General features: G+C 68.2%; 18 protein-coding genes. 4 read left to right on the top strand and 14 right to left on the bottom strand.

The features are described 5' to 3' along the window. Positions 1 to 161 precede the first annotated feature (161 nt). The 8 genes from NE2_RS08705 to NE2_RS34505 form a co-directional block, all read right to left on the bottom strand. Positions 162 to 1,382 (bottom strand): Hsp70 family protein, encoded by a 1,221-nt coding sequence (locus tag NE2_RS08705; protein ID WP_106958599.1) that lies wholly within the window; start codon positions 1,380 to 1,382, stop codon positions 162 to 164. Positions 1,383 to 1,759: 377 nt separating this feature from the next. Further along, positions 1,760 to 2,755 carry a sulfate/molybdate ABC transporter ATP-binding protein gene (locus NE2_RS08700; RefSeq protein WP_030512833.1) on the bottom strand — a complete coding sequence of 332 codons (996 nt, stop codon included), beginning with the start codon at positions 2,753 to 2,755 and terminating at the stop codon, positions 1,760 to 1,762. Next, complete coding sequence (cysW, locus tag NE2_RS08695; protein WP_063025473.1) at positions 2,752 to 3,561, bottom strand: sulfate ABC transporter permease subunit CysW; 810 nt, start codon at positions 3,559 to 3,561, stop codon at positions 2,752 to 2,754. The genes NE2_RS08700 and cysW overlap by 4 nt, the downstream gene beginning before the upstream one ends. Continuing rightward, positions 3,558 to 4,325 (bottom strand): sulfate ABC transporter permease subunit CysT, encoded by a 768-nt coding sequence (gene cysT / locus NE2_RS08690; RefSeq protein ID WP_036522837.1) that lies wholly within the window; start codon positions 4,323 to 4,325, stop codon positions 3,558 to 3,560. The genes cysW and cysT overlap by 4 nt, the downstream gene beginning before the upstream one ends. 174 nt (positions 4,326 to 4,499) lie before the next feature. Then, the gene (locus NE2_RS08685) at positions 4,500 to 5,558 is read right to left on the bottom strand and encodes a sulfate ABC transporter substrate-binding protein (protein ID WP_063025472.1); all 1,059 of its coding nucleotides are present in this window, start codon (positions 5,556 to 5,558) and stop codon (positions 4,500 to 4,502) included. Between the two features lie 188 nt (positions 5,559 to 5,746). Next, on the bottom strand, positions 5,747 to 5,839 hold the full coding sequence (locus NE2_RS37645; RefSeq protein ID WP_310400397.1) for an Ms4533A family Cys-rich leader peptide: 93 nt from the start codon (positions 5,837 to 5,839) through the stop codon (positions 5,747 to 5,749). 237 nt (positions 5,840 to 6,076) lie between these two features. After that, the gene (locus tag NE2_RS08680) at positions 6,077 to 6,334 is read right to left on the bottom strand and encodes a hypothetical protein (RefSeq protein ID WP_051755080.1); all 258 of its coding nucleotides are present in this window, start codon (positions 6,332 to 6,334) and stop codon (positions 6,077 to 6,079) included. Between the two features lie 114 nt (positions 6,335 to 6,448). Then, positions 6,449 to 6,769 (bottom strand): hypothetical protein, encoded by a 321-nt coding sequence (locus NE2_RS34505; RefSeq protein ID WP_063909334.1) that lies wholly within the window; start codon positions 6,767 to 6,769, stop codon positions 6,449 to 6,451. Between the two features lie 105 nt (positions 6,770 to 6,874). Between NE2_RS34505 and NE2_RS08670 the strand changes: the two genes are divergently transcribed. Continuing rightward, positions 6,875 to 8,923 (top strand): glycoside hydrolase family 15 protein, encoded by a 2,049-nt coding sequence (locus NE2_RS08670; protein ID WP_063025471.1) that lies wholly within the window; start codon positions 6,875 to 6,877, stop codon positions 8,921 to 8,923. 62 nt (positions 8,924 to 8,985) lie between these two features. Here the strand turns inward: NE2_RS08670 and NE2_RS08665 are convergent, their stop codons facing one another. The 3 genes from NE2_RS08665 to lepA all read right to left on the bottom strand — a co-directional run bounded on the left by NE2_RS08665 (position 8,986) and on the right by lepA (position 15,351). After that, positions 8,986 to 10,770: a hypothetical protein gene (locus NE2_RS08665; RefSeq protein ID WP_233429717.1), complete on the bottom strand. Its 1,785-nt coding sequence runs from the start codon at positions 10,768 to 10,770 to the stop codon at positions 8,986 to 8,988. Further along, positions 10,767 to 13,265 (bottom strand): hypothetical protein, encoded by a 2,499-nt coding sequence (locus NE2_RS35565; protein WP_063025470.1) that lies wholly within the window; start codon positions 13,263 to 13,265, stop codon positions 10,767 to 10,769. The genes NE2_RS08665 and NE2_RS35565 overlap by 4 nt, the downstream gene beginning before the upstream one ends. 244 nt (positions 13,266 to 13,509) lie before the next feature. After that, a complete protein-coding gene (lepA, locus tag NE2_RS08655) occupies positions 13,510 to 15,351 on the bottom strand; it encodes a translation elongation factor 4 (protein ID WP_084493896.1) in 1,842 nt (613 codons plus the stop codon). A 223-nt stretch (positions 15,352 to 15,574) separates the two neighbouring features. On the opposite strand from lepA, the gene NE2_RS08650 reads away from it, so the two are divergent. Further along, positions 15,575 to 16,144: a type II toxin-antitoxin system PemK/MazF family toxin gene (locus NE2_RS08650; RefSeq protein WP_063025468.1), complete on the top strand. Its 570-nt coding sequence runs from the start codon at positions 15,575 to 15,577 to the stop codon at positions 16,142 to 16,144. Positions 16,145 to 16,201: 57 nt separating this feature from the next. Here the strand turns inward: NE2_RS08650 and NE2_RS08645 are convergent, their stop codons facing one another. Beyond that, on the bottom strand, positions 16,202 to 16,993 hold the full coding sequence (locus tag NE2_RS08645; RefSeq protein ID WP_063025467.1) for an aquaporin: 792 nt from the start codon (positions 16,991 to 16,993) through the stop codon (positions 16,202 to 16,204). A gap of 333 nt (positions 16,994 to 17,326) precedes the next feature. Here NE2_RS08645 and rpsT point away from each other — a divergent pair, with 333 nt between their 5' ends. Next, positions 17,327 to 17,590, top strand: a complete 264-nt coding sequence (gene rpsT, locus NE2_RS08640; protein ID WP_039777096.1) for a 30S ribosomal protein S20 — start codon at positions 17,327 to 17,329, stop codon at positions 17,588 to 17,590. A 236-nt stretch (positions 17,591 to 17,826) separates the two neighbouring features. Beyond that, complete coding sequence (locus NE2_RS08635; protein ID WP_146165288.1) at positions 17,827 to 18,801, top strand: phosphatidylinositol-specific phospholipase C; 975 nt, start codon at positions 17,827 to 17,829, stop codon at positions 18,799 to 18,801. A 41-nt stretch (positions 18,802 to 18,842) separates the two neighbouring features. Here NE2_RS08635 and holA read toward each other — a convergent pair whose 3' ends face one another. Continuing rightward, positions 18,843 to 19,817 (bottom strand): DNA polymerase III subunit delta, encoded by a 975-nt coding sequence (gene holA / locus NE2_RS08630; protein ID WP_063025465.1) that lies wholly within the window; start codon positions 19,815 to 19,817, stop codon positions 18,843 to 18,845. Beyond that, complete coding sequence (locus tag NE2_RS08625; RefSeq protein ID WP_063909338.1) at positions 19,814 to 21,400, bottom strand: ComEC/Rec2 family competence protein; 1,587 nt, start codon at positions 21,398 to 21,400, stop codon at positions 19,814 to 19,816. The genes holA and NE2_RS08625 overlap by 4 nt, the downstream gene beginning before the upstream one ends. Positions 21,401 to 21,458 lie beyond the last annotated feature (58 nt).

The following is a 21,458-nucleotide window of genomic DNA, read 5'->3' as shown; positions in this document are numbered from 1 at the left end:
GAGTCGGGCAGGGCGGGGCGGCCGGCGAAAGCCGCCGTGCGGCCGCGACATCTCACCTGGACCCGCGACATCGCGGGCCGGGCATACAACGCGCCTCGCGACTGCACCCGCTGCGGGCGGGCGCAGTCGCGGGGTTGGTGGTCCGCCTGCGCGGCACGCCGTCAGTGCTGTACGTGCACGATCCCGGCGCCCATGGATTGCGCTCCCGCTTCGTCCCCCACCACGGCAGTCGCCGCGAACAGCGCGCCACCGGCCGCGACCGCGACGGTGACCGCGACCCGGGTCAGCCGGCGGCGCAGCACGCGCGGCGGCTCGGGTGGCTCGGGCGCCTCGGCGACCTCGCTCTCCCGGACCGATTCGGCGGCGCGGCGCGCGAAGACGGCCGCACCCTCGGCGATCGTGCGCTCCGGATCCGGGGCGACGATCACCGGCCGCGCCAGTGCCGCGGCCAGGACCGCGGCGACTTCGGGCGGACGAGCGGCGCCGCCGACGACCAGCACACAGTCGACATCGGCCATCGTGACGCGGGCTCGTCCGAGGCATTCGTACACCACATCGAGCGACTCGCGGATGTGCGCGGTGCGCAAAGCCGTGATCGCGGCGTCGGAGTCGGCGGCCGACGAAGCACCGGCGCGCCAGTTGTGCTGCGCGGCCATCTTCGCACCGAAGGCGCGGCCACCGAAAGCGTTGGAGCGCAACGGTTCCCCGAACACCGGCCGGGCCGGAGTACCGGGGCCGATGCGCACCAGGGTGACGGTCAGCCCCGATCCGCCGAGGTCGTAGACCAGCGCCAGGCCCGGCAGCAGCGGACCGTGCGCCACCGACAGCCACGCCGCGGCTGCCACCGGTTCGGCCACCAGGGCGGCATGGGACAGTCCGATCGAATCGAGGGCCTCGCGCAGTTCGAGCACACGCTCCTCGCCGTAACTCACCGGATGTGTCACCGCGACAGCGGTTTCCGGACTGCGGCCCTCGGCGGTGGCCACCACGTGGGCGGACACGTCCGCGACCACGGTGCGCGCGACCGTCGCCACCAGATCGGCCGCGGACAGCGACCGATGACGTACGCGGGCGCTCCGGCCAGGCTCGGTCAGATCGGCGAAGTCGGTCACGGCGCGGCCGTGGCGCGGGATCCGGCCGACCCGCGCGGTGCCGCTGCTGTCGAAAGTGAGTGTCGTGCGCCAGGTTCCCGGCGCGGTGCGCTGCTGCGACAGCGCGGATTTCGGGCCCGAGGCCCGCTTGCGCCGGCCGGTCGCCGCGCGCCCACCGAATTCGCCGGCCGCGCTGCGCCCGCGGCCACGCGCGTTCTTTCCGCTCTCAGCAGTATCGATGGCGCACACCGTGTTGACCGTGCCGATACTCACTCCGAGCCCAACCGTCATCACAATTCCCCTCGATCGACGAGCGTACGTTCGCTGACATGTCTCGATCCGGCATCAGGCAACCACTGTGCTGAGAACTTGCCAAGCACCGGACAATCGGTTGTCCGCTCAACCGCCGCACTCCGCGACGACGCCGCCGATACCGCAGATATACCCCTTCACCTGCGGTAACAAATCAGGCAATTCATACGCGCAGTGGACATTTCGCGACACCGACCGACCGGTACGGGTTTGCCAGCAATCGTCCGAATATCCTCGGACACCGTATACCGGCGATCCGGCAACGGTGGCGCATCCGGCGAAACACTTACTCCCCCAACGCCGCACGAGCGACCGGCACCGCCGGCAGGGAGAGATCAGCCTGCCGGCAGGGAAGATCAGGCCGCCGGCAGTTCCGGGATGCGGGTGGCGCGGGCGAAGACGGTCTCACCCTCCGCCAACCGCAAAGCCTCCGCATCACCGCGAGTGACCTGCGCGGTGAACAGGTCGCCGGTGGCCGCATTGCGCAATTCGAGGCGAACCTCGAAACCCAGGCGGACGACGCGCTCGACGGTCGCGCGGGTGACACCCGCCGACTCCGCGGTGCCCTCGTGTTCGGCCAGGGCCATACCCGGATCGCGGCCGATGCGAATGTCGTGCGGGCGCACCAGATGTCCGTTCAACTTGGCCACCGCACCGAGGAAGGACATGACGAATTCGTTGGCGGGACGGTCGTATACGTCTTCGGGCGTTCCGACCTGTTCGATGCGACCGGCATTCATCACCGCGATCCGGTCGGCCACGTCGAGCGCCTCCTCCTGATCGTGAGTGACCAGCACGGTGGTCACGTGCACTTCCTCGTGCAGGCGACGCAACCAGGTGCGCAGGTCGTGACGCACCTTGGCGTCGAGGGCGCCGAAGGGTTCGTCGAGCAAGAGCACCTGCGGGTCGACGGCCAGCGCCCGGGCCAGCGCCATGCGCTGCCGCTGACCACCCGACAGTTGCGCCGGATAGCGATGCTGGAAACCGTCCAGGCCCACGATGCCGAGCAGTTCGTCGACGCGCTTGCGGATTTCGTTCTTCGGGCGCTTGCGAATCTTCAGCCCGAACGCCACGTTGTCGCGCACGGTCATATGTTTGAACGCCGCGTAGTGCTGGAAGACGAAGCCGATATCGCGCTTCTGCGGCGAGACCCGGGTGACGTCGCGGTCGGCGATGGTCACGATGCCCGAATCCAACGATTCCAAGCCGGCGATCGAACGCAGCAGCGTCGATTTCCCGGAACCGGAGGGCCCCAGCAGCGCGGTCAGCTCACCGGAGGGGATGTCCAGGCTGACGTTGTCGAGGGCGGCGAACGAACCATAACGCTTGTTCGCGTCGGTGACGGTAATCATTTGGCAGTGCCCCGCTTGCGTTCGAGAAGGGTCATCAGGACGAGGGTGACGAGCGCCATGGCCATGAGCAGGGTCGCCGCGCAGTAGGCGCCGAAGGTGTTGTGGTCGTTGATATAACGACCGTGCACCAGCAGCGTCAGGGTCTGAGAAATGCCGGGCAGTCCGGACGACACCATGATCACGGCGCCGAATTCGCCGAGGGCGCGGGCGACGGTGAGCACGATGCCGTAGGTCAGGCCCCACCGGATGGCCGGCAGGGTGATGCGCCAGAAGGTCTGCCACCGACTGGCGCCCAGCGTCGCCGCGGCCTGCTCCTGATCGTCGCCGATCTCGTGCAGGACCGGGACGACCTCACTGACCACGAAGGGCAGCGTGACGAAGAGCGTGGCGATCACCATGCCCGGCAGGCCGAAGATCACCCGGAAGCCGAAGCTGTCGAGGCCGCCGAACCAGCCACCGACACCCCACAGCATGATCAGCGATACGCCGACCACCACCGGCGAGACCGCGAACGGCAGATCCACCACACCCTGAATCAGCGTGCGCCCGCGGAAGTTTCCGCGCACCAGGGCGATGGCGGTGATGACTCCGAAGACCACATTGAGCGGCACCACGATCGCGACGATCAACAGCGACAGATTGAACGCCGAGATCGCGGCGGGTGTGGTGATCGAATCGAGGAACGCGCCGATCCCGTGCTCGAAGCTGCGCCAGAGAATGATCACCAGCGGAGCGACCAACAACACGATCAGATACGCGAGCGCGATCACGCGCAACGAAATCCGGGACGGGGCGGACAGTTTCATCGGCTCGCCTGTTCCTTGCGGGCGGTGCGTTCGGAGAAGATGCGCAGGATCAGCAGGGTGGCGAAGGAAATCGCCAGCAGCGCCACCGAAACCGCCGCCGCGTTCACCGGACGGTCCACCTCGATCTGCTGCTGGATGTACTGCGACGCGACCTGAGTGCGGCGCGGAATGTTGCCGCCGATCAGGACCACCGACCCGTATTCGCCGATGGCGCGCGCGAAGGCGAGGCCACCGCCGGAGATGATGGCCGGCGCGAGCGACGGCAGCACCACGCGCCGGAAGATGGTCAAGTTGTTCGCGCCCAGTGAGGCCGCGGCCTGCTCGACTTCTTTATCCGCTTCGATCAGCACCGGCTGCACCGAGCGCACGACGAACGGCAGTGTCACGAATGCCAGCGCCACCACGAGTCCCGGCTGGGTGGCGTTGAGGTGGATACCGACCGGGCTCTGCGGCCCGTACAGCGACAGCAGCACGATGCTCGCCACGATCGTCGGAAGCGCGAACGGCAGATCGATCAGGGCGTTGACGAAGCTCTTGCCCGGGAAATCGTCGCGCACCAGCACCCACGCCACCACGGTGCCCATGACGACGTTGATCACGGCGACGACCACCGATACGAGAACCGTCACCCGCAACGCGTCCAGTGCCGCGGGCGCGGTGACCGCATCCCAGAAGCCGGACCACCCGTCGTCGAAGGAATGGACCGTCAATGCGGCCAGCGGCAGCAAGACGATGATGCTCAGCCACAGCACCGTGATCGCCAGACCGAGCGAGCCGGCCGATCCGGTGAGGCGCGACCGCCAGGCCGGTCCGGCGGACCGCTGCCGGACGACGCCGGGACCGGTGGTGGTCCCGGCGTCGATACTCCCGCCGGTGTCGGCCTTCGTACGGGTGTCAGTCACAGTTGCCCAGTATTCCGTGCGCTCCGAGCCACCGGCTTACTTGGTGGCTTTGTCGTAGAGCACCGCGACGCTGCCGGTATTGGGGGTGAACAGATCCTTGTCGACCTGCTTCCACCCACCCAGATCGGCGATCGTCCACAGCTTCTGCGGCGCCGGGAAATCCTTGGTGTACTGCGCGGCGACCTGCGGATCGACCGGACGGAAACCGGCCTCCGCCCATGCCTTCTGGCCGGCCTGCGAGTACAGGAAGTCCTTGAACGCCACGGCGGTGGTGGGATTCTTGGCGTTCTTCGTCACCGCCACCGGATTCTCGATCTTGAAGGTGGTCGGCGGGATGACGTGCTCGATCGGATCCCCGCTGCGCTCGGAGAAGATCGCCTCGTTCTCGTAGCTGAGCAGTACGTCCCCGGTGCCCTGCAGGAAGGTCTCGGTCGCCTCCCGGCCCGACTTCGGCTGCACCTTGATGTGGTCCTTGGAGATCAGCTTGCCCAGGTAGTCCAGGCCCGCCTGCGGATTCTTGCCGCCGTCGCTCTCCGCGGCGTAGGGCGCCAGCAGGTTCCACTTGGCCGAGCCGGAGCTGAACGGATTGGGCGTCACCACCTCGACGCCGGGCTTCAGCAGATCGTTCCAGTCGTGGATGCCCTTCGGGTTGCCCTTGCGGACGGCGATCACGACGACCGAACCGAACGGCACCCCCTTGTTGGCGTCGGCATTCCAGGTCGAGTCGACCAGCCCGGCATCCACCAGCCGGGTGATGTCGGGTTCGACCGAGAAGCTGACGACGTCGGCCTGGGCTCCGTCCTTGACCTTGCGGGACTGGTCGCCGGAGGCGCCGTAGGACTGCTGGATCTGCGCGCCCTTGCCGGCCTCGGTCTTGTTGAATTCACCGATCACCTTGTCGTAGCCCGGCTTGGCGACCGAGTAGGCGAACAGTGTCAGCTGCCCGCCACCACTGTGGGCGTCGCCGCCGACGGTGTCGCTCGAGCCACCGCTGCAGGCGGCGGTCAGTCCCACGGCCGCCAGCGCGGTGAGCGCGACGGCGATGCGTCCTCGGCGCACCGAGAACCAGGATCTGCTGGACGATCTGCGAGACATGGAACTGACCTTTCCTGCCGCCCGCCCCCGGCGCACACTGCTGCCGGGTCGGAAGTAACTGTGATTGAGCGGTAGATCTGTCCGGTGAATACCGGAGACAGGCGCGTGCGGCTGAGCCGCGAGGGGCGGAGACGCTGCGGAAAAGATGTGCGCCGGTCCCATGGAAAGGGCGCAGCGTGTCCGATCAGCTATCGACGACAGTGAATGTCCGCGACGACGAGACAGCCGACCGCGATCAACGCCAACTCATGGCGGACCTGCGGAACAACGCTCGATGACACGGGCAGACTCTAACAGAGCACCCGGAACCGCGCGAATCGGTCGAAGCGGAATCCACCGAAGATCCCGATATTCGAGAAAACCGCCCATGACCGGCGGGAAGTATTCATATTTCGGATTCCCGACCGCCACCGCGCCGACACCGGAACGACCACCGGGGTCCGGGCGAACCGTGGTGAAGACCACAGTCGCCCGGACCCCGGTGCGTGCGTTCCGGCACCAGCCGATCGGTGGCCGGTCTACTCCTCGTCGGCGGACTCGGGCGGGCTTTCGTAGAGGTCGAGCACCCACTCCTCGACGGCGGTGTCCTCACCGTCCTCGTCGGGCTCGTCGGCGCGCAGCCGGTTCTGCAGCCGCACGCCCAGGCCGAGCATTTGCGCGGCGCGCACCATCTCGATCGCCTCGTCGGCGGTGGTGTAGTGGGTCGCGATCAGTCGGGGTCCGTCCTCGATCTCCAGAAGCTGCTCGAGGTCGACGAATTCCTCATCGGTTGGCATGGGCAGCACAGTACCTGCAACCTCCGACAGCGGGGGATTATCGCGTCAGCAACCAGGCGACGACGATCAGCACGAGCAGTGCGATCAGCGCCAACTGGACCCGTGAGCGTGGCATCAGATCGCTTCCTTCGGCATCGGACCCGGAACACGCATCGAGGCGCCGGCCAGCGCCGGTTCGGGCGGTGCGATGGTCGCCGCATCGGGCGCGATCTCGGAGGCCGCGTCGCCGGCGACGATGTCGGTCTCGGCGACGGCCGAGCGGTCGCGGCCGAGCAGCCGCAGCACGATCCGCAATCCACGATCGAGCAGGTAGGCGATCAGGAAACTGACCGGCACCGCCCCGACCAGAACCACGACGAACTGCGGGATGAACGGTAATCCGGCCACCCACAACTCGAAGCCGTCCCACCAGCCCGCGACATGATGCACAACCACCAGCCTAGTAGGTCACGGGTGCGCCGGCCGCAGGGCATGCCGACCGGCTGTCGCGAGGTGTCGACAGTCCCGGCGAACGGGACCGGAATCCACCATGATGGCTGTATGGCGTCCTACGACGAACCGATCACCGAACAACCGCTCATCGAGACGCTCGACGACATGTCGCCGCCGCGCGATGCCCTGGCCGATATCTCCGATGCCGAGATCTCGGCGAACTACCTGCCCATTTCGGCGGGCGTCGTGCACAAGTCGTCGTATCCGCCGATCGACGACTACGCCTTTCTCTCCGATTGCGAGACCTGCTGCCTCATCGCGCGCAACGGTGCGGTCGAGTGGATGTGCCTGCCGCGGCCGGATTCGCCCAGTGTGTTCGGCGCCATGCTGGACCGCAGCGCCGGCCACTTCCGGCTCGGCCCCTACGGCGTGAACGTGCCCGCGGCGCGGCGCTATCTGCCCGGGGGCATGATCGTGGAGACGACCTGGCAGACCGACACCGGCTGGATCATCGTCCGCGATGCGCTGGTCCTGGGCCCCTGGCACAACACCGACCGGCGCAGCCGGACCTACCGCCGCACCCCGGAGGACTGGGACGCCGAGCACATCCTGCTGCGCACGGTGAAATGTGTCAGCGGCGTGGTCGAACTGGAGATGAGCTGCGAACCGGCCTTCGACTATCACCGGGCGCCCGTGAATTGGGAATACACCGGCGAGGTCTACGAACGCGCCACCGCCACCGCGACTTGCGCCCACGACGAATTGCCCTGCGGCGAACTGGTTCTCACCACGGATATGCGGCTGGGGCTGGAGGGGCGCGAGGCACGCGCCCGCACCCGCATGCGCGAGGGCGACGAATTGTTCGTGGCCCTGTCCTGGTCGCCGCTGCCGGCCCCGCGCACCTTCGCCGAAGCGGCGCAGAAGATGTGGCAGACCACCGAATGCTGGCGGCAGTGGATCACTCTGGGCAAGTTCCCGGATCATCCGTGGCGCGGCTATCTGCAGCGCAGCGCGCTCACGCTCAAGGGCCTGATCTACTCCCCGAGCGGCGCCCTGATGGCGGCAGCCACCACCTCGCTGCCGGAAACGCCGGGCGGCGAACGCAACTGGGACTACCGCTACAGCTGGGTGCGCGACTCCACCTTCGCTCTGTGGGGCCTCTACACGCTGGGCCTCAACCGGGAGGCCGACGACTTCTTCGCCTTCCTGCACGATGTCGCGACCGCGAAAGACGGTGAGGCGCAACCGCTTCAGGTGATGTACGGCATCGGCGGGGAACGCGATCTGGACGAGTCCGAGATCCCGCACCTGCACGGTTACGACGGCGCCAAGCCGGTCCGCATCGGCAACGGCGCGTTTCAGCAACAGCAGCACGACATCTGGGGCACCATCCTGGATTCGGTCTATCTGCACGTGAAATCACGCCAGCAAGTCCCGGAAACGTTGTGGCCGATGTTGAAGCGGCAGGTCGAGGCGGCGATCGAGAACTGGCGCAAACCCGACCGCGGCATCTGGGAGGTGCGCGGCGAACCGCAGCATTTCACCTCGTCCAAGGTGATGTGCTGGGTCGCGCTGGACCGCGGCGCGAAACTCGCCGAATTGCACGGCGAGACCGACTATGCCGAGAAGTGGGCCGCGCTGGCCGAAGAGATCCGCGCCGATGTACTCGCCCACGGGGTGAACGACAAGGGCGTCTTCACCCAGACCTACGGTGGCGACAGCCTCGACGCCTCACTGCTGCTGGTCGTACTCCTGCGCTTCCTGCCGCCGACCGATCCGCGGGTGCGCGCGACGGTCCTGGCCATCGCCTCCGACCTGACCCAGCACGGTCTGGTGCTGCGCTACCGCACCGACACCACCGACGACGGATTGTCCGGCGCGGAGGGCACATTCACCATCTGCTCGTTCTGGCTGGTGTCGGCGCTGGTCGAGATCGGCGAGGTGCGCCGGGCGCGGCATCTGCTGGAACGGCTGCTCGGATACGCCAGCCCGCTCAAGCTCTACGCCGAGGAGATCGACCCCTACACCGGACGGCATCTCGGTAACTTCCCGCAGGCGTTCACCCACCTGGCATTGATCAACGCGGTGATGCACGTGATCCGGGCCGAACACTCCACCGGCGCAGGTGAATTCCATCCGGCTCATCCCGCGGGCTGACGAAGAAGCGGGTGGTCCGGTGTGCCCCGGACCACCCGCCACGAATGCGCACAGCACGAACGTTAAGGCACGTCGGCGTTTTCGCGGATCTCCCGCAACCGCACCATCGATCGCTCGATTTCGGTGAGACGCCTTTCGCGACTCTCCGGCGAGTTGATCGCCGCCGCCTCCTCGGCCGCGCGCAGCGATTCGTCCACCGATCGCAGCGTCTGATCGGCCAGATCGGTGAAGTGGTCGCGCAACATGCGTTGCATGGCCCGCAGCCGCTGCCGTGATTCCTTGCCGACCTGGAAGATCACATCGTCCATCAGGCGAGCCACCGCCACCTTGGCCTCGGACTGGCGGCGCTCACGGCGCAGCTTGCGGTCCTCCCACAGGGCGTTGATACCCAGCAGGGCGGCCGCCGCACCCGAATACCAGTTCACCAGCGGCATTTTCAGCAAACTGGTGAGCAACCCGACCATCAGCAGGCCACCGTAGGAGCCGCGCATCACGTTCAGCAGCGACGAGGTGAAACCCACCTTCGCGGTATCCAGCGGCTCCAGCGACGCCACCGGTTCGAGGACGTCTCCCGGATCCTCGAGCCGCAGATCGGGCAGCGGCACATCGCGCGAGTCGGCGGGGAACTTCGCGGTGACCTGCTCGGCCAGTTCCACCGCCCGATAGTGGGCGACGACGAAGTTCTCCTCGACCGCCTCGCAGATCCGGGAATCCAGATCGGCGCCGAATTCGTCCCAGCTGCGAGCCGGATCGCGCTTGGCGATCTCCGATTCGGCGTGGCGGACCAGTACGCGCAGCCGGTGCCGCAGATCGTGTTCGATATCGGCCATCAGTTCCGAACAGCCGTCGGCGAGGGTGACCTGCCAGTTGGCGCTGCGGTGGCGCAGATCGTCGGCCTCGGCCCGCGCGGTGCGCAGTTGATCGGTGATCGCGGTGTAGCGCTGCGGGTCGCGCAGGGTTTCGGCCTCACTGCGCAGGGCCAGCCCCAGATGATCGGTGATGGTGCGGATGTCGCGCAGCGCCGCTTCCCGGGCGACGGCGTCGGCGCGGGCGAGGACGTATCCGCGCAGATGGTCGATCAGTTGCGGCACACCGGATTCGATATCGCGGCGGTGATCGTCACCGGCACGCAGATGCAGCTCGGCGGAGATCGGGGCCACCGCGAAACCCAGGCCGGCGGCGTCGAGCAGCTCGCGATTGCGCTGCTGCACCCGGCTCCAATGGCTGTAGCGATCGATCTTGTTCAGCACACAGACGACCGTCGGGCACACCTGCCGGATGCGCTGCAGCAGGGCGATCTGCTCGGGGGTGTATTCCGCGGCCGCGTCGCTGACGTAGAGCACGGCGTCGGCGGCGGCGATCAGCGACCAGGTGGTCGGCGCGTCGGCGGGGGCGCCGGGCGCGTCCATCACTACGAACCCCTCGGCCAGCAGCGGGCTCGGGTCGGTGAATTCGGCTCGGATCACGCCGGCCGCGCTCAGCGCCGGACCGGGGTTCAGCGGGTCGACGGGCTGGCGTTCGGTGCGGCCGCCGGGCAGCGAGCGCACCAGCGTGGCGGTCGCCTCCGGGCCGTACTCCGCGATCACCGGAACGCTGACCGGACTGCCGGTCGCGCTCACCACGCTGCCGACCAGGCCGTTGACCAGCGTGCTCATCCCGTTCTTGGGTTCGCCGACGACCACCAGCCGCACGCGCGGATCGGCCACCCGAGCCCGCGACATCCCCAGTCGTGCGGTGAGATCGGCCCGGCCCGCGGCGCGGGTCAGGTCGAGCAATTCGTCGAGCTGCGCGAGCAGCGGGGCCATCTCGTCGGGGTGTTTGGCACCCGGCGACTCCACCGCCGTCACAGCGGAAGCACGTGGAAATCGACGACAGGGTGGTCCACCGGATGGTGCATCTCGGCAAAGGTGGTTTCGTGCAGACCGCCGGACAGTCCGGCGGCGGACACACTCGTCAGGCCGTGGCCAGGGTCGGTCCACAGCGAGGTGTCGTACAAATCGGTCACGGCCGCAACAGGTTTCACCGGAACGTGCGCATTCGGCGCGGGATCGATGGTGGTCGGCGGTTTGATCACGGTCGGCGGCTCCACGGGTGCGGTGTGCTGCGCGGTCGGCACGGTCGGTTCGTGTGTCGGGAGGGTCTGGTCGTGGCTCGGCGGCGTCGCATGCTGGGTCGGTACCTGCTGGGTAGGAACCTGCTGCGTCGGTACGGAATCCGGATCGTGGGTCGGCACCTGGGAACCTCGTGACGGCGCGGTCGGATCGTCGGCGTTGCCGGTGGCGGAGGTGTCCGCCCCCGAGGAGGTACCCGGTGTATGCGTCGCGGTATGGCCCGGCGTCGACGCGTCCGCGCCGGCGGAGGTCGACGGCCCGGAGTCGCTGTCGGTATCCGACGGCGTCGTACCGGGGGTGCGGGTGGGATGGCCGGAATCGGTGTCGCGAGGCACCGTCACGGTCGGCGTGGGCCGGTCGACGGAATCGTGATCGGTCGAGGTACCCGGACGAGTGGTGGTGTGCTCGCCGCCGGGCGTGGTCCCCGGCGCGTGCGAGGTGCTCGGCGCGGTCGGCGTCTTCGTCGCATCGGCGTCGTGGGTCGTGGTGGTGCCGTGCGATGTGGTGGTCGGCGCGTGGGTGGTGGTCCGACCGGCGCCCGATTCCGACGGATCGTCGGCACCGCCCGGCAGTCCGGCATCGGTACCGGCATGGCGGGGCCGATCGTCGAACAGCGCCGGAACGGCCACCGCGGGCGCGGTCAGCGGGGACGGTCCCGCATGCGTGGTGATCACGTTCGCGATCGGGTGGGTAGCGGCCTCGGGCTGAATCGTGGTCTGCAGGGGCGTCGCCGAGACCGGTTGGACGAGCGCGGGCGCCGGAGCGGGTGCGACCGGTGCCGGCGCGGCCACGACCGGTGCGGTCGAAACCGGTTGCGGCGCCGCGACATTCGTCACCGGCGCGGACGCTTGAGCGGTGGCGAACGGCGTCGAGCCGGGGGCGGCCGATGTGGCGATCGGCCCGGATTGCGGCGCGAACGCCGACGAGCCCGGCACCGCGGCGCCGGGTCCGTTCGGGGTGGCGCCGGCGGGTCCGTTCACCGCCGCGCCCGCGGGACCGTTCGCGGCTCCGGCATGCGTCGCCGCGGCCGTGGCCGCACCGGGGGACGCCACCGCCGCACCCGGGGCCACACCGTCGGCCGCACTACCGGACGCGTGGGCGCTCGAGGTCGGGCCACCGAATTGGCCGGCCCAGCCGGAGGCGTCCGATTCGCTTGCGCCAGTGGGAATCTGGTGGGTGCCGCTGCCGAGCCACTGCCCGTAGTCGTCGAGCTGGTGCCCGACGTCGCCGACGGCGAAATCGACCTTGGTCTCGGTTGTCACCCAGATTCCGTCGAATCCGACGTGCGCGTCGATCTTCATCTCGGTGCCGAGGAAGATGCCGGGATTACCGCCGTCACCGATGCCGTCGAAGGCACCGGGATGCGGATCCGACAGACCGTCGTGCGGATCCGACAGACCGCCGAACCCGCCGGGGCCGAACCCGTTCATCCCGGGCAGATGGAGTCCGTTGGTGCCGGGCAGGCCCAGTCCGTGCCCGGACAGCGGCGCGGTGGGGTAGGGATCGGCGCCGGCCGTGTCGACATCGGCCTGCCGCTGATCCACCTCGTCCTCGGCACCGGGCAGCCCGAAGGCCCCCGACGCGTGGGACTGACCCGGTAATCCGAAGCCTCCCGAGGTCTCCGATTCCGGCACACCGGGCAGGCCGAAACCGGCCGGGGCACTGGCATGGTGCGTCCCGGGAATCGCAAAGCCTTGTCCCCCACCGAATCCCGGATTGCTGAAACCACCGTGGTCCGAATGCGGATTGCCCGGGTGCGAGGGGGAACCGGGAATCGAGAAGGGCGGTGCGGTCGACCCGCCGTCGGGCGAGCCGGGCAGGCCACCGATACCGGGCGCGGGCTGGCCACCGTCGGCGAAGGGCAATTGCAGCCCCGGATAGGCATCCGTGCCGTGCTGTTCCGGCAGCGCCAGTCCCGGCGCGGGTGCGGCCGGGGCGTGCGGCGCGGAGTTCCCGAGGGTCGGCGGGACGGAGTCCGGTGACGGATCCGGATAGGTCACCACCGGACTCGGCACATCGGGATGCGGATCGGCGGTGGACCAGCCGGTGATGTGGCTGTTGTGCGATTCGTTCTCCGGTGCGGGCGACCCGTTGGAGGCGATCAGCGCGCCGCCGGTGACGTACGCACCGGCCCGAGCCACCCGCGCGACACCGGTCGCCACGCGATATGCGGCATCGTTCGCATGATCGCCCGCGTCCGCATCATCGTCGAAGGGCAGCTCACGCGTCATACAAACTCCGCTCTCAGCGTTCGGCTGGCGAAACCGAACGGGGTGTTACCGAATTTGGGTCTTTTTACACCTTATTTCCGGAAAACTTGCCTGTCACATCCTTCAGGTTTCTTTCAGGCGGACAGATGACAGGCCACAGCGGTACTTTCTGAGCTTGCCACCGGCGGTCGTGACCGGAAAGCCCCAAGATCAACCGGCAGTTGACTCGGTCAACGGTCCAACTGATCTCACGGAACCTTGGAGACTACCTCTTCGGCTTGTCCGATGACGAATCGGTCGAGAGCGCGGCGACGAAGGCCTCCTGCGGAACGTCGACCCGGCCGATGGTCTTCATCCGCTTCTTGCCCTCCTTCTGCTTCTCGAGCAGCTTGCGCTTACGCGAGATATCGCCGCCGTAGCACTTGGCCAGCACGTCCTTGCGGATCGCGCGAATGTTCTCGCGGGCGATGACCTTCGAGCCGATGGCCGCCTGGATCGGCACCTCGAACTGCTGCCGCGGAATGAGCTCGCGCAGTTTGGTGGTCATCTTGTGGCCGTAGGCCTGGGCGGCGTCCTTGTGCACGATGGCCGAGAAGGCGTCCACGGCCTCGCCCTGCAACAGGATGTCGACCTTGACCAGCGCGGCCTCCTGCTCGCCCGCCTCCTCGTAGTCCAGCGAGGCGTAACCGCGCGTGCGCGACTTCAGCGAATCGAAGAAGTCGAAGATGATCTCCGCCATCGGCAGGGTGTACCGCATCTCGACGCGGGTCTCGGACAGATAGTCCATGCCGAGCAGTTCACCGCGGCGCGACTGGCACAGCTCCATGATGGTGCCGACGAACTCACTCGGCGCAATGATCGTGCACTTGGTCACCGGTTCGAAGATCTGGCGCACCTTGCCCTCGGGCCAGAACGACGGGTTGGTGACGACGTGTTCGGTGCCGTCCTCCATGATCACGCGATAGATCACGTTGGGCGCGGTGGAGATGAGATCCAGGTTGAATTCGCGCTGCAACCGCTCCCGGGTGATCTCCATATGCAGCAGTCCGAGGAAGCCACAGCGGAAACCGAAGCCCAGCGCGACCGAGGTCTCCGGCACGTAGGTGAGCGCGGCATCGTTGAGCTGCAGTTTGTCCAACGCGTCACGTAGGTCCGGATAGTCCGAACCGTCGACCGGATAGAGACCGGAGTACACCATCGGACGCGGCTCGCGATAGCCGGTCAGCGCCTCGGTGGCGCCGTCGCGGGCGGTGGTGACGGTGTCACCGACCTTCGACTGCCGGACGTCCTTCACACCGGTGATGAGATAGCCCACCTCACCCACGCCGAGGCCCTGGGTGGGCTTGGGCTCGGGGGAGACGATGCCGATCTCCAGCAGTTCGTGGGTGGCGCCGGTGGACATCATTTTGATCTTCTGGCGCGGGGTGAGCTTGCCGTCCACCACACGCACGTAGGTGACGACACCGCGGTAGGTGTCGTAGACCGAGTCGAAGATCAGCGCGCGGGCCGGGGCATCGGCCTCGCCGACCGGCGGCGGGACCGTCTCGATCACCTTGTTGAGCAGTTCGGGCACGCCGACGCCGGTCTTGCCGGATACGCGCAGCACGTCCTCCGGTTCGCAGCCGACGATATGGGCCAGCTCGGCGGCGTAGCGGTCCGGATCGGCCGCGGGCAGGTCGATCTTGTTCAGCACCGGGATGACCTCGAGATCCTTGTCCAGTGCCAGATACAGGTTGGCCAGCGTCTGCGCCTCGATGCCCTGGGCCGCGTCGACCAGCAGAATCGCACCCTCACACGCCTCGAGCGCCCGCGAGACCTCGTAGGTGAAGTCCACGTGGCCGGGGGTGTCGATCAGGTGCAGGACGTAGTCGGTGCCATCGACGTTCCAGGGCAGCCGCACATTCTGGGCCTTGATGGTGATCCCGCGCTCGCGCTCGATATCCATCCGGTCCAGATACTGCGCACGCATCTGCCGTTCCTCGACCACCCCGGTCAACTGCAGCATGCGGTCGGCCAGCGTGGACTTGCCGTGGTCGATATGCGCGATGATGCAGAAGTTCCGGATCCGCGAGGGATCGGTGAACGTCGTGTCGGCAAACGTGCTGATGGGACACTCCTACCCGTGAACAAGTCGATAAGTCGCCATGCGGCAGTCTACGTGCGCATACCGCGTGGTCGTGCACGCACCGGCGGGCCGGCATCGGCGGCAACGACGCAGTTCCCGGGGCCGGCGACCCGGATGTGAGCGGCGGCACACTCGATTCCCCGCCTGGCACAGGCGAATCCGGCAGGGATGAGCCGAGCGCGGTTCGCCGTTAAGCTCTGCCGATATGGCCAGCACATGGAGCTCTCTGGGCAAGCAGTTGGGGACCATTGCCAAAGAGCAGGGGCCCAGGATCGTCAAGAAGCAGGCGCCGAAGCTCGTCGACCGGATGCAGCGCTCCTCGATGTGGGACCGCGCTCTCGGCGGCCGCCGCAAGGACACGGTCGCGGTGCGGCCGGCGGCCTCGACTCCGGTGCCCACCCGGGAACGTGCCCGCCAGATCGTCTACTGCCCCCAGCTCGACGGCCGCGCCGATCCGGGCGAGATCGTGTGGACCTGGGTGCCGTACGAGGAGGATCCGGCCAACGGCAAGGACCGCCCCGTGCTGGTCGTGGGCCGGGAGCGCAAGACTCTGCTGGGGCTGATGCTCTCCTCGAATCCGGCGCGCGGCGCAGAGCACAATTGGATCGGAATCGGTTCGGGCCCTTGGGATTACGAGGGGCGTGACAGCTGGGTCCGGCTGGATCGCGTACTCGATGTGCCCGAGGCGGGGATTCGCCGTGAGGGGGCCATCCTGCCGCGGAAGACCTTCGATCTCGTCGCGCACCGGCTGTGCGCGGAGTACAACTGGGGTTGAGCTCCCGCCGCCGAGGACTCCGGCCCGCAGCCACCGGTCGTCCCCGTCGGCGGCGAATCAGTCGGTGAGATGCCGGGTGCGGCCGAACAGCGTGCGGTAGATCAGCGCGCCCAGCAGACCGCCGACCAGTGGGAACACCACGAAGACCCAGACCTGCGCGAGGGCGCCGTCCTGATAGGGCGCGACCGCGAGGCTGCGGGCCGGGTTCACGGAGGTGTTGTCGATCGGTATCGAGATCAAGTGGATCACCGCGAGGGTGATACCGATGCTGAGCCCCGACATCCGCACATGCGAGATCCGGTCGGTCGACGCCAGGACCACGAAGACCAGCAGCGCGGTGAGAACCACCTCAACGGTGATGGCAGCCGCCAGGCCGTACCCCTCGCGCGTGACCGTCGCCATCGGTCCGCGCATCTGCACGCTCGACGGGCTGTGCGCACCCCAGCCGTTGGCGGCCAGACCGTCGGAGGCGCGGTCGTAGGACGGCAGATCCTGGGCGATGGCGAAGATCACCGCACCGGCGACGAACGCGCCCACCAGTTGCGCGATCCAATAGCAGCCGGCGGTCAGCCAGCTGATTCTGCCCATCACCAACTGACCGATGGTCACCGCCGGATTGACATGCGCTCCCGAAATCGGGCCGATCGCATACACCAGGAACAAAAGACTGAAGCCGAAGGCGAGCGCGATTCCCAGCGCCCCTACCCGGCTTCCGGCGAAGACGGCGGTACCGACGCCGCCGAAGACCAAGACGAATGTGCCGATCAGCTCGGCCCCCAATTTTCGAGCCAGCGGTACTTTCCGCTGCTCGACCACATCTTCCAGCACTTCCTGAGCAGTCGGAGACATCTGCCACCTTCCCTTTGTCGAGCTGTGCTTCGAGCCGGTACTACGCGGAGATTCAGGAATAACGCAGAACAACCGGTACGGTCGTCCAGTTCGGACGTTACGGCAGCGGCCGACGGATCACAACGGCGTCTCTTCGCATGCCGCGGGCGGTCCGCGCAGACTCGGGCCTATTGCCGGACCACCTGGGCAGGTACAGCGATTTCACTTCACACCGCCTCAGCTGGTAACCTCGATCGTCGGCGCGGCGCTACCCGTTTCGGTGTAGTGCGCCCAGAGACTTTTCACGAACATCAAGAGCACATCAACTGACGAGAAGGAATCAGAGGAACAGGCGTGGCCAACATCAAGTCCCAGATGAAGCGGATCCGCACCAACGAGGCGGCGCGGGTGCGCAACCAGTCGGTGAAGTCCGCGCTGCGCACCTCGATCCGCAAGTTCCGCGAGGCCGCTGCGGCGGGCGAGAAGGACAAGGCGCTCGAGCTGATGCGTTCGGCGAGCCGCAGCCTGGACAAGGCCGCCTCGAAGGGCGTCATCCACGCCAACCAGGCCGCCAACAAGAAGTCGGCCCTCTCGCTGGCCTTCAACAAGCTGGGCTGATTTTCCCGGGTTCCGGCCGCGGCCGGAACCGACGCGGCTGATTTTGCCGCACAACAGCATTCGCAACGCCGCCGTGGCAGAGGATCTGCATCGCAGATGACCACGGCGGCTTTTGTCGTTGATTCGGGTCCGCTAGCGTGGTGCGGGTGTGGGGTGGGGAGATTCGCAGAAGCACGGGCCTTTTCCTCGCGGTGGCGGCGGTGTCGAGCGCGCTGCTGACCGGGTGTGATCAATCGGTGCCGACCGCACGATCCGCCGCCGCGACGCGGTCGGCATCGGCCGCGCCGGGCACCGAGGCCGCCGGGATGCCCCGAGCAGCCACCGCCGGCGCAATCGATCACCTCGACTCCGCGAGCAATCCGGACTGGATGGGCGCACTGCCCGACAGCACCTCGCTCGGCGAGATGTCCGTTCCCGGCACCCACGACACGCTCTCGATCCACGGCGGTAAGGCCGGACCGGCCGTGGTCACCCAGGAGAAATTCGATACCGGTTGCGCCGAGCCGACCTGCGCCTCGCAACGAACCCTGAGCACCCAGCTCGAGGCCGGCATCCGGGCGCTCGACATCCGTGTCCGGCGGGACGAGGCCGGCAATCTCGGCGTACAGCACGGCAGCTTCTATCAGCAGGCCGGTCTCGACGACGTGCTGCGGGCCGGCGAGCAATTCCTGAATCGGCATCCGCGCGAGACGATCCTGATGCGGGTGAAGGCCGAATGCACGAACGAGGACATGACGTTCCAGTGCGAGGACGCGGGTGGGCTACCGCCCGACCCACCGCTGCTGGATCGGTACCTGAACGCGCATCCGCGGGTGTGGCGACCGGCAGCGACCGGACCGGTCGCGCTTCCCCGGCTGGGTGAGGTGCGCGGCGCCATCGTCGTCATCCGGGCCGACGGAATCGACGACCGCGGTCTGCCGATCGACGCACAGGACCGGTGGGACAAACCCACGCGCGAGGACAAATGGGCGGCCGTCGCCGGCCACCTCGCGCAGGCCCCGGCCATCGGCGCCCACGCCCTGTCGATGGACTTCCTGTCGGCCTCCGGGGTGCCGGACCCGGCGAAATTTCCCCACCGCTACGCCGAATACGAGAATCAGCGCGCACTCGACTATCTCCGCTCCCGTCCCGGCACGGCGACCGGCGTCGTGATGACCGACTTCCCGGGGCCCGCACTGGTCGGCGAGATCATCGCGCACAACCACCGCTAGATCCGGACAGCGCACCGCACGAGCGCGGCGGCCGCGGCGGCTCAGTGCGAGGCGGCGTGCAGATCCAGGATCGCGGCCAGGGCGTGTTCGAGCGCGTAATCCGTATCGGCCGCACCGCCTTTGACGTCGGCATTGAGGGCGGCCACCACGTGCAGGGCGCTGCCGATGGTGGCGGCGGTCCAGCCGCGCGCCTGGGTCTGCGCCTTCTTCACCTTCCAGGGCGGCATGCCGAGTTGCGAGGCCAGCGCGAACGGATCGCCACGTCCGGCGGATCCGACCCTCGCGATGGTGTGCACGGAATCGGCGAGCGCGTCGGCGAGCAGAACGGCGGGAACGCCACGGTCGGTCGCCCAGCGCAATGCCTCCATGGCCGCGGGGCGGTCACCGGCTACGGCCAGATCGGCGACCTCGAATCCGGTGACCTCGGCACGACCGGAGTAGTACCGGCGCACCGCGTCGACATCCACCTTGCCGCCGGTATCGGCGGCCAGCTGGGAACAGGCCGCGGCCAGCTCTCGTAGATCCGATCCGATCGCCTCCACCACGGCCTGCACCACGTCACCCGAAACTCGCACGCCGGCGGTGCGAAACTCGTTGCGCACGAATTCGTTTCGCTCGTTAGCCTTACCGATCTTGGCGCAGTTGTGCACCTCGGCGCCCTGTTTCTGCAAAGCCGGCGCAAGCGCCTTGGCCCGGCCGCCGCCGGAATGCAGAACCACGAGCACAACTCCCTCGGGCAGATCACCGGCGGCCGCGGTGACCAGCGCCACCGCGTCCTTACCGGCCTCCGCGGCGGCCTCGAGCACGATCACCCGATCCTCGGCGAACAGCGAGGGGCTCAGCAGTTCGGCCAGTTCGGCGGCACTCGCATCCCCCGCCCGTAGCCGATCCACCGGCATCGCGTCGGGATTGTTGGTCGCGGCCCGCGCCTGCGCCACGATCGAGGCGACCGCCCGTTCGATGAGCAGTTCCTCCTCACCGAGTACCAGATGTAAGGCAGCCAGGTGATCGGTCACGGCACGATCCTACGGGTGGCCGGTGACAGGTTCACCGACCCGTCGCCGGGTGCGGGTGGCGGCGCCGGGCCCGCATGTGTGCGAGTGCGGCGCGAGCCGAGCCGGGCGAGCACGGCGACACCACAGCCGATGAGCGCTCCTGCCAGTGCCGCGCCCGTCGCACCCGCGGGCAACGGCAGCGAAATCCCCAGCGCCGCCCCGCGTTCGGCGACGAAGAGCAACCACCACAGCGGCGGCTCGGCCAGGTTCAGCACCACGATCGCCGCCGGTTGCCAGCAGCAGGACAGGGCGGCCGCGCCGACACCGAGCAGCGTGATCGGCGCGACGACGGGCTCGACCAGCACATTCGCCACGATCGCCACACCGCTGACATGGCCGGTGAGCGCGGTGATGATCGGCGTGGTGACCGCGAAGGCCGCCGCCGCGACACCGAACGCCTCGGCCACCAGCGGGGGCCAGCCGCGCTGTTCGAGCCACTCCGACCAGATCGGCGCCAGCAGGATCAGACCCGCGGTCGCCAGCACCGACAGGGCGAAGCCGAGATCGACCGCCAGGTGCGGCGAGAACGCGATCAACACGATCACCGCGGCGCACAGGGCGGGGAGCGCCTGTTTCCGGCGTCCCGTCACCATTGCCAGCACCGCGATCGCACCCATCACCGCCGCCCGCAATACCGACGGCGACGGGCGCGCCAGAATGACGAATCCGATGAGGGCCAGGCCGGCGAGTACCGCGCCCCAGCGCGGGTCGAGTGTCAGAGCGCGGGTCGCGAGCAGCACGGCGGCCAGGACGATCGACACATTGGTTCCGGACACGGCGACCAGATGGGTGAGGTCGACCGCCCGGAAGTCCTCTCGCACGTGATCCGGCAGCCGGGAGATGTCGCCGTCGATCAGCCCCGGCAGCACTCCGGCCGCGTCCGGTGGCAGTGCACGCCGGGCTGCCTCGGAAAGATTCTCCCGCACCGTCGCGGCCGCCGACTGCCACCACGGGCACGGGCCGACGCGGGTCGGCGGACCCTGGGCCCGCAGTACGGCGACCGTCAGATCCCGCCGCCACGGGCGATCCAGCCGTGCCCGGAACGTGACGTGCTGCCCCGGCACCAGATCCGACCAGACCCGCTCCGGCATGATCACCGTCACCGCCGCATCGCCGTGCACCGATGTTGCGCCGTAACGGAATTCGCGCACCGTCGCGCGCATCGTCCATTGCCGTCCACCGAAGGAACGGGCCGGGAGGGGTTTCGGATCCCCCGCCACCATCTCGCCCGTCACCACACTGCCCGCCGCCAGCCGCCCGAGGGGGTGCGCACTCACCCGATACGCGTCCCACGACGCCGCCACCCCGAACCCGGCGGACGCCAGCAACGCGGCCAGCACCACCCACCACACCGCTCGATGCGGTACCCGAAAACGGCTACGTGCCAGGAGGATTCCGGCTCCGGCCGCCGAGATTGCGAGCCCGGCGCACACCCACACACCGGCTCGCCACCCCAGCGATATGCCCGCAACGGTCACGCCCCAGCACCCCAGCGCCGCGGGAAGCAGCCGCGCGTCCCCTGCAGTGCCACCGGGACCGGCCATCCCCCGTTCCGCACCGCCGCGGGCGGAGTGCGAGGCCCGCTCGGGCCGGATTCGACCG

The sequence above is a fragment of the Nocardia elegans NBRC 108235 genome, assembly GCF_001612845.1.
In the GTDB taxonomy this organism is placed as follows: Bacteria; Actinomycetota; Actinomycetes; order Mycobacteriales; family Mycobacteriaceae; genus Nocardia; species Nocardia nova.
Note: the sequence above shows the minus strand (reverse complement) of the source record. Positions and strands in the feature narration are given on the sequence as shown.